This is a genomic window from Paenibacillus sp. OSY-SE (genome assembly GCF_000283315.1).
GTDB lineage: Bacteria > Bacillota > Bacilli > Paenibacillales > Paenibacillaceae > Paenibacillus_B > Paenibacillus_B profundus.
Genome location: NZ_ALKF01000188.1, coordinates 116,795 through 123,303, shown reverse-complemented (window position 1 = coordinate 123,303; position 6,509 = coordinate 116,795). Strand labels below are relative to the sequence as shown.

Here is a 6,509-nt window from a genome sequence, read left to right as displayed (position 1 = left end):
CTCAATCATCGACAACTGGAACGGTGCTAGAAATACTGCCAGGACGCTCAATCATCGACAACCGGAACGGTGCTAGAAATACTGCCAGAACTCTCAAACAGCCGCAGTTGAAACGGAATAAACTAATGAGGTGTGACACGTTTCGCAATAACGACTCGTTCAAGGTGCGACGCAATCAACTATGTCATGCTGCTATTTGTATGCCTGAAACTAAGGGCTCCTCAAATCGGGTGCAAGAAGCAGCTGAGGAAGGGGAAAGCACAGCCACGCATAAGCACAATAGTTGCTCCCAAGCGGACGTATGTTGGAGAGATGTATTGAATCGAAAGCAAAATTCATCCAGGTATGCCTGAAGATATTTGGCGCCTATCCCGTGAAATGTGTCGTTCATCCAGCGCCACGCCCGTTTGAAGGATTGATATAAAGGACTGTTGCGGCGAACCTGGAAATTGTGTCGGATGATGGATGTCTCGGTAGCAGTCTTAGCGACATGCAGATCAGCGAAGTGTTCGCAGTCAGAGCGGAGCAGCAACTTGTTCGAGTGGTGAGTTGGCTCCACTAGCTTCATCTTGAGTTCGCCCGTTTGTCCGTCTGGCATGACGGATTCAGCAACGATTAGAGGGCATTCCCGAGGGTTAAGTTGTCTAGAAGGATGATGGCCATAGAAGGCCACGAAGCCATGAACCATCCCTGCCAGCGGCCGAACGGTATCACCACGGCTAATCGCGGCTCGGATCTTATGCAGCATCAACCAAGCGGTCTTGTATGTAACCTCGATAATCGAGCTGAGCCGGACGGCGTTGATGCCGATATCGGAACGAGAGACAAGCCAGAATGCAGTGAGCCACTTCTGCAAGGACGTGCGGCTGCCTTCCATGACCGTGCCAGCGATGAGCGATGTCTGATGGCGGCAAGCGCGGCACTCGTACAGTGGAAGCCGGCGTGTCCGGATGACGTAGGCATGGGCGTGCTGACAGCGTGGGCAGACAAAACCATGTGGCCACTTCAAATTATATAGGAAAGAGACGCAAGAAGATTCGTTATGAAACTGACGCTGCAACTCTTCCAATGTATCGACAGATTGCAATGCCTCCATAAAGTCATCCTCCTCGTCACGGAATGATTTGGCCTAACTTAAAAATATATGTTCCTATACTCATTGTACAGAACAAATGTTCGTTTATCAAATTTATTTTCTAATATTATGAAATATTCTCGTTTTCAGGGGAACGGTATGCTGTTCTGAATGAAGGGGAGAGTGATGCAAGGAGCGAACGAGAACCCCTTCTCAAGGAAGGGGAAATTAACACACTAGGATGCAGGCCAAATATATCTCCTGATGGAAGGAAAGAGTGACGCAAAGGAGTGAACGAGAACCCCTTCTCAAGGAAGGGGAAATTAACACACTAGGGTGCAGGCCAAATATATCTCCTGATGGAAGGAAAGAGTGACGCAAAGGAGCAAACGAGAACCCCTTCTCAAGAAAGAGGAAATTAACACACTAGGATGCAGGCCAAATATATCTCCTGATGGAAGGAAAGAGTGACGCAAAGGAGCGAATGATGTCATATTCTCTACTAATGATTCAAATGAGATTGCTGTAATGGTTGTTATATGTGTTATATGTATTATATGCAAACAAGGGACCGGATATAATTATCCCATCCCTTATTAACATTTTTGCGAATTGTTGCCACAGACCAGCCTACGGCGCAATCCCATACCGGCGCTGGAACAATTCCATCGTCTCCTGCACCTGATCTGGCTCTGGCAGCCACAGCTTGGCTGCGGCTTCGGTCAATCCTTGCGCCGTCTGCCGAGCGCGAATGACGCGCTTCACCGCCTCCGTGAACACCTCGGCCGCCCCGGAACCGAGTCCGGCCGATTCCTCCAAGCTGGCCGTGCTCTCCTCTGTAACGACGGGGTGATCCAGTCGTTCCGCTCCGGCGGCCGCTCGCTCATAAAACGCGCGCACCAGCTGCGTGCTCTCCCGTCCTGAGCCTGCGGCGATAACGAACGCCTGCACGATATACGCGTGCGCTTGCCTCCTCTGGGCAATGCCGCAAAACTTGCGGCCGCCAATGCTGAGATCGAAGTCGCCCGGGCAGTAGGCACCTTCGACTTCGCCCTTGTCCACCCGACAGCCGGTCTCGCGGAGCGCAAGCTGAATCAGGTGGTACATCCGCTCGAAGTCGCTGTGAAAATGCTTGTCTCCCCGCTCATGCTTCGGCAGGATGAGCGAAATGTTGACGACGCCTAGGTCGAGCGGCACAGCCGCGCCGCCGGTATTGCGCACGCCGGTCGAGTACCCAAGCGAATGTAGCCAGCGCTGCGCTTCCCCGGCTCCGGGCAGGCGGCTGTCGCGCTGCCCCATGACGAAGGCACGGGGATGGCGCCATAGATGACACAACGGCGCACTGCCCATGCCCACATGCCTACATAACAGCTCATCAAGCGCGAACGGATAGAGCGCATCCTCTTCCGCAAGATCATTCGTCCGATCCAGCAGCAGCAAATTATCCAGCCCGTCGATGACATCGCCATCTTGTTCTATGTTTTCTATGCCGTTATCCGTCAATCGGTTCATTTCATCCATCATGTTGAGCCTCCAGGGCAGGAGCGGTTTTTTTACTCCGTTGCTTTTGTTGCTGTTTCTTTCGTAGCTTTTGTTACTTTTGATACTTTTGATACTTTTGTTACTTTTGTTACTTTCGTTGCTTTTGTTGCTTTTGTTGCTTTTGTTTCTTTGTTGCTTTGTTGCTTTTGTTTCTTTGTTGCTTTTGTTTCTTTGTTGCTAACGTTCCGTACTTTTAAATTTTCCACTCTCGCAAGTTGAGTTGTCTTACGCCTTCCACCACGTACGGATCGTTCTCCGCAATCTGCCGAGCTTCCTCCATCGAGTCGGCGATATATACGACCATACCGCCCGAACCGTCACCGAATGGACCTTTGGCAAATAGCTTGCCCTGCTCCTTCAGCTTGTCCAAGTAATCCAAATGCTGTTGGCGAAACGTCTGGTTTTTGGATGCATCCTTCATTTCCAGTATTGCTGCAAAGTATGCCATGGTAAGATCGTATCTCCTTTTTCAATAAAGTAGGTATCCGATTCTTCCTCTAGAGTACACCACATCGCCTTGTCTGAAAAGCCGAGGTTGCTGCCGACTCGGCGCAGTTCATTCGTTCTTATCGTTTTGGCAATAGTTGAACGTATTCGTCCGATAATTTCATCAGTGACATTATATAATCATAGTCCTTGCGGTATGAACTCTGAACTTGTACAGGTTGGAGCGTCTTTAAAGAAATGGCCGTTCCATCGTCAAAGCCTTCACCTGGAACAAATAATACATCGTTATTGAAAAAGGATCCTGTGGGCAGATAATATCGCATCCCAATAACGTTGTTATCCGTGTTCAACAAATCTCGTCCAAACGCAGTGAACTGTTGCTCCTTCAGCGATATTCCCATCAGATTGGCTACAGTCGGCAATATATCAATCTGTCCGCCTATTCGTTCAACGACCTTGCCTTCGCCTTGGCCCGGAACGTGAATGAAGAGAGGGATGTTAAAGCGACTGACCAGATTATCGTAAGGAATGCCCAGCCGAGACGTAATTTCCTTCCCATCCGTCTCTTTCGGGTTGACTCCGGAGTGATCTCCATAGACAACAAGCATCGTATTATCCCAGAGCCCTTTTTCTTTCAATTGTTCAATGAATTGGCCAAGCGCGTAATCGGTATAGTTGATAGCTTCCAAATAATTGCCCAGCTGCGTTCCTTTCATATCTGCTGGGACGTTCAATCTCCGGCGATCTTCCGGAATGACAAACGGGGCATGGCTGGACGTCGTAACGAACTGGGCATAGATTGGCTTGCCGTTGCTGGACGTCTCGACCAGCTTCTCGATACCGACTCGGTACATCTCTTCATCCGAAGCGCCGAAGTCATTAAAAAAGTCATTGTTATAAAAAGGCTTATCATAGTAATGATCAAAAGCAAGTCCCGGGTACAATAAATCACGGCTCCAAAACTGAACATCATTGATATGAAAGGTTGCCGATTGATATTCATGTTCATGCAGGAGACGCGGCAGACTCGGCAGCTGTCTGTTTCCAAAACCCGTTGACATGGCAACCTTCCCCGTCGGGTAGATGGAAGTGTTGGACAAGAACTCCGCATCCGACGTATTGCCTTGGCCGATTTGCTGATAAAAGAACGGGAAATAATAGCTTTCTTTGGCAAGGCTGTTCAGTACAGGTGTAATTTCCTGCTGCTCCAATTTTAAATGAATGGGGAAGTTCTGAAATGCTTCCATTTGCACAATAATTAAGTTCATGTTTTTGGCTGAACCGAAATAGGCAGGCTTTGTTGCTTGTGAGCTGTCTTCCTGATACGGGTAGGTCGATTGCAGCGAATTCACTTGTGCTATCGTCAGCTGCATATTTCCATTGGCAATCAAATCATTCTCTCTTTTATTTTTAATAGCGGTAGCCACCTGAAAATTCAAAAATCCGAGATTCTCAGCCTTCACAAGTTCATTATCAATGGCTTCTCCATTATGAATGAAAAGCATTGAAAAACCGATGCAGAGCACCAAAATGAAGGCAGTAGCCACCTTCCATCTGTATCCGATGACCCGCGAGGAGCCAAATGCTATACCCGAAGTCTGAATATGAAAGTCCCGACGGCGGCCGGAGAAACGAATCCCCCCGATGACCGCGGCAATCACAAGATCTCCAAAAAACAGAAAGTGTAAGGGTTTGATCAGTGGACGAATGCTGGATTGGATCTGAGGTACCTGCCCCAATTCTCCAAACGCCGTATACGTCGGCACCGAGTTAAAATGAATCTGATACAAAGTAGCTGCAAAAAGAATGAGCGAAAAAACGACATTAAACGCCCAAAATACGGTGCTCTTTGCTTTACGAGGCAACGCGATCTCCAGCAAGCTCATAATCACGAGCAGGGACACCGTATCCTTCAGCAATCCGATTGCCGTGATTTCTCCAAAATAGAAAAAGCGGAGAATAGATAATTTCGCTAGCAGCAGAAATGACGTAACCACCACCGTTGGCAGCAGGAAGCGCCTTGATTCCAACTTGATTTCATACATTTTATTCACTTGCCGTACTTCCTTTACAATAGTATTACATTCTGTTCACCATCTTATCATGACGTAGGCCATTTACTCTACGGATTTCCCAGAAGATACCGCTTCATGATAGATTTGCTTCACGCTATCCAACGCTTTCATGTGGCCGACAATATTACTGGTGAACGTAATTAGCGCACAGATGACAATGACCCCTGTGAGAATGCTGCGAGCTTTGCCCCGCAGGCTGTGAACAAACCACGCGCTCAGCAGGAAAAAGGCAAACAGATAATGACCGGCGTACAAATACATATCATATTCAAACGCGCCCAGCCCAAAGCCAATGACAATGTGCAGCAGCAGAGCAAATAAGGGGAATACAGCTAGCGAGCGAACCTCTTTGGAAGCATATCCTCTCACTAGAGCCAGCAGTGTCAACCCGATGATAACCGCCCCTATTAGGTGACCGTACAGTGGAAAAGGATCGGACATGTTAGTGACAAAAGCCATAATGGAGTCACTAATCATAACAAGATTGGGTGTGACAATGGGGCTCTCAATCATGGTGTATATTGCTTTCCAATGATGCTGCAGTGAAAACGGAGCGACGTAGCTAAAACCACCAGCTTTTATATTTTGCTGCCATGTCGTAATCCAAGAGTTACCGGAAAAAATAAAGAATTGCAGCATAGTAGAGAGAGCGACAAGCAATAAAGATACGATGGCTATCCTTATCCATTTGGACAATAACTGTTTGCCCTTGCCCAGAGTGCTGAAGAACAAAGCTCCTGCTGCTGTAACTACATTGGTAACCGTAATGCCAAAATTAAGAAATAACAGCAATGCTGCGGGCAGCGTATCCAGCCTATCATTCAGCCTGCAATATTGGCAGTACAATACTGTGAGCAGAATGACAAATATGGCATAGGGATAGGAGTCCGGAATCAGAGTTGTAAATATATTATAAGAGCTGGCTCCATAGAATGCTGCCGTTCCCAAAGCTAATACATTGCCACAGTTATTTTTGCGCAAATAATAATACATGATGACAACACCGAGCGCATTAACCATACTTTGAATACCGAGAAAGAGAGCGTTGCCAAAGGTTAGCCCGGCAAGCTGCTTCAGCGGTGTTGACAAGTAATTAAGCAGCGGGTGGATCACAGAAGACTGCGGCGCATAATAAAGAGAAGGGTCAAAATTGAACAAATTGAGCGTAAAAGGCGCTCCGTAAAAAGGACTGAGCTGATTTAAAACGGCTTTATTCTGTTCCATATACGTCAAAAAAGGAATATTCATAGCTATATAAAATATGAAAAAAAACAAAAGCAGCAGCAGTGCTTTCCGGTTATCTCGCTTTACGGAAAACACGGATCTCCAAAACCCCATTATCATTTTCCTCCATTTAATTCAGATGGCCC

General features: G+C 47.5%; 6 protein-coding genes. All 6 read right to left on the bottom strand.

Annotated elements, in window-relative coordinates; all coding sequences use genetic code 11:
• Positions 1–184 precede the first annotated feature (184 nt).
• Positions 185–1,096 carry a transposase gene (locus tag A372_RS0118340; RefSeq protein WP_019422346.1) on the bottom strand — a complete coding sequence of 304 codons (912 nt, stop codon included), beginning with the start codon at positions 1,094–1,096 and terminating at the stop codon, positions 185–187.
• Between the two features lie 609 nt (positions 1,097–1,705).
• Positions 1,706–2,587 (bottom strand): lipoyl protein ligase domain-containing protein, encoded by an 882-nt coding sequence (locus tag A372_RS0118335; protein ID WP_051004513.1) that lies wholly within the window; start codon positions 2,585–2,587, stop codon positions 1,706–1,708.
• 41 nt (positions 2,588–2,628) lie between these two features.
• Entirely contained in the window at positions 2,629–2,823 is a 195-nt protein-coding gene (locus A372_RS37485; RefSeq protein WP_157259609.1) for a hypothetical protein, read from the bottom strand.
• On the bottom strand, positions 2,811–3,065 hold the full coding sequence (locus A372_RS0118330) for a YciI family protein (RefSeq protein WP_019422344.1): 255 nt from the start codon (positions 3,063–3,065) through the stop codon (positions 2,811–2,813). Before A372_RS0118330 ends, A372_RS37485 begins: the two co-directional genes overlap by 13 nt.
• A gap of 118 nt (positions 3,066–3,183) precedes the next feature.
• Positions 3,184–5,109, bottom strand: coding sequence for an LTA synthase family protein (locus A372_RS0118325; RefSeq protein ID WP_036704640.1), 1,926 nt, complete (start codon positions 5,107–5,109; stop codon positions 3,184–3,186).
• Between the two features lie 72 nt (positions 5,110–5,181).
• Positions 5,182–6,477 (bottom strand): DUF6080 domain-containing protein, encoded by a 1,296-nt coding sequence (locus A372_RS0118320; RefSeq protein ID WP_019422342.1) that lies wholly within the window; start codon positions 6,475–6,477, stop codon positions 5,182–5,184.
• Positions 6,478–6,509: the final 32 nt, after the last annotated feature.

Bases quoted from the DNA above. Each gene is read 5' to 3' on its own strand.
- A372_RS0118330 (WP_019422344.1), bottom strand. From the start codon at position 3,065: ATGGCATACTTTGCAGCAATACTGGAAATGAAGGATGCATCCAAAAAC.
- A372_RS0118340 (WP_019422346.1), bottom strand. From the start codon at position 1,096: ATGGAGGCATTGCAATCTGTCGATACATTGGAAGAGTTGCAGCGTCAG.
- A372_RS0118335 (WP_051004513.1), bottom strand. From the start codon at position 2,587: ATGAACCGATTGACGGATAACGGCATAGAAAACATAGAACAAGATGGC.
- A372_RS0118325 (WP_036704640.1), bottom strand. From the start codon at position 5,109: ATGTATGAAATCAAGTTGGAATCAAGGCGCTTCCTGCTGCCAACGGTG.
- A372_RS0118320 (WP_019422342.1), bottom strand. From the start codon at position 6,477: ATGGGGTTTTGGAGATCCGTGTTTTCCGTAAAGCGAGATAACCGGAAA.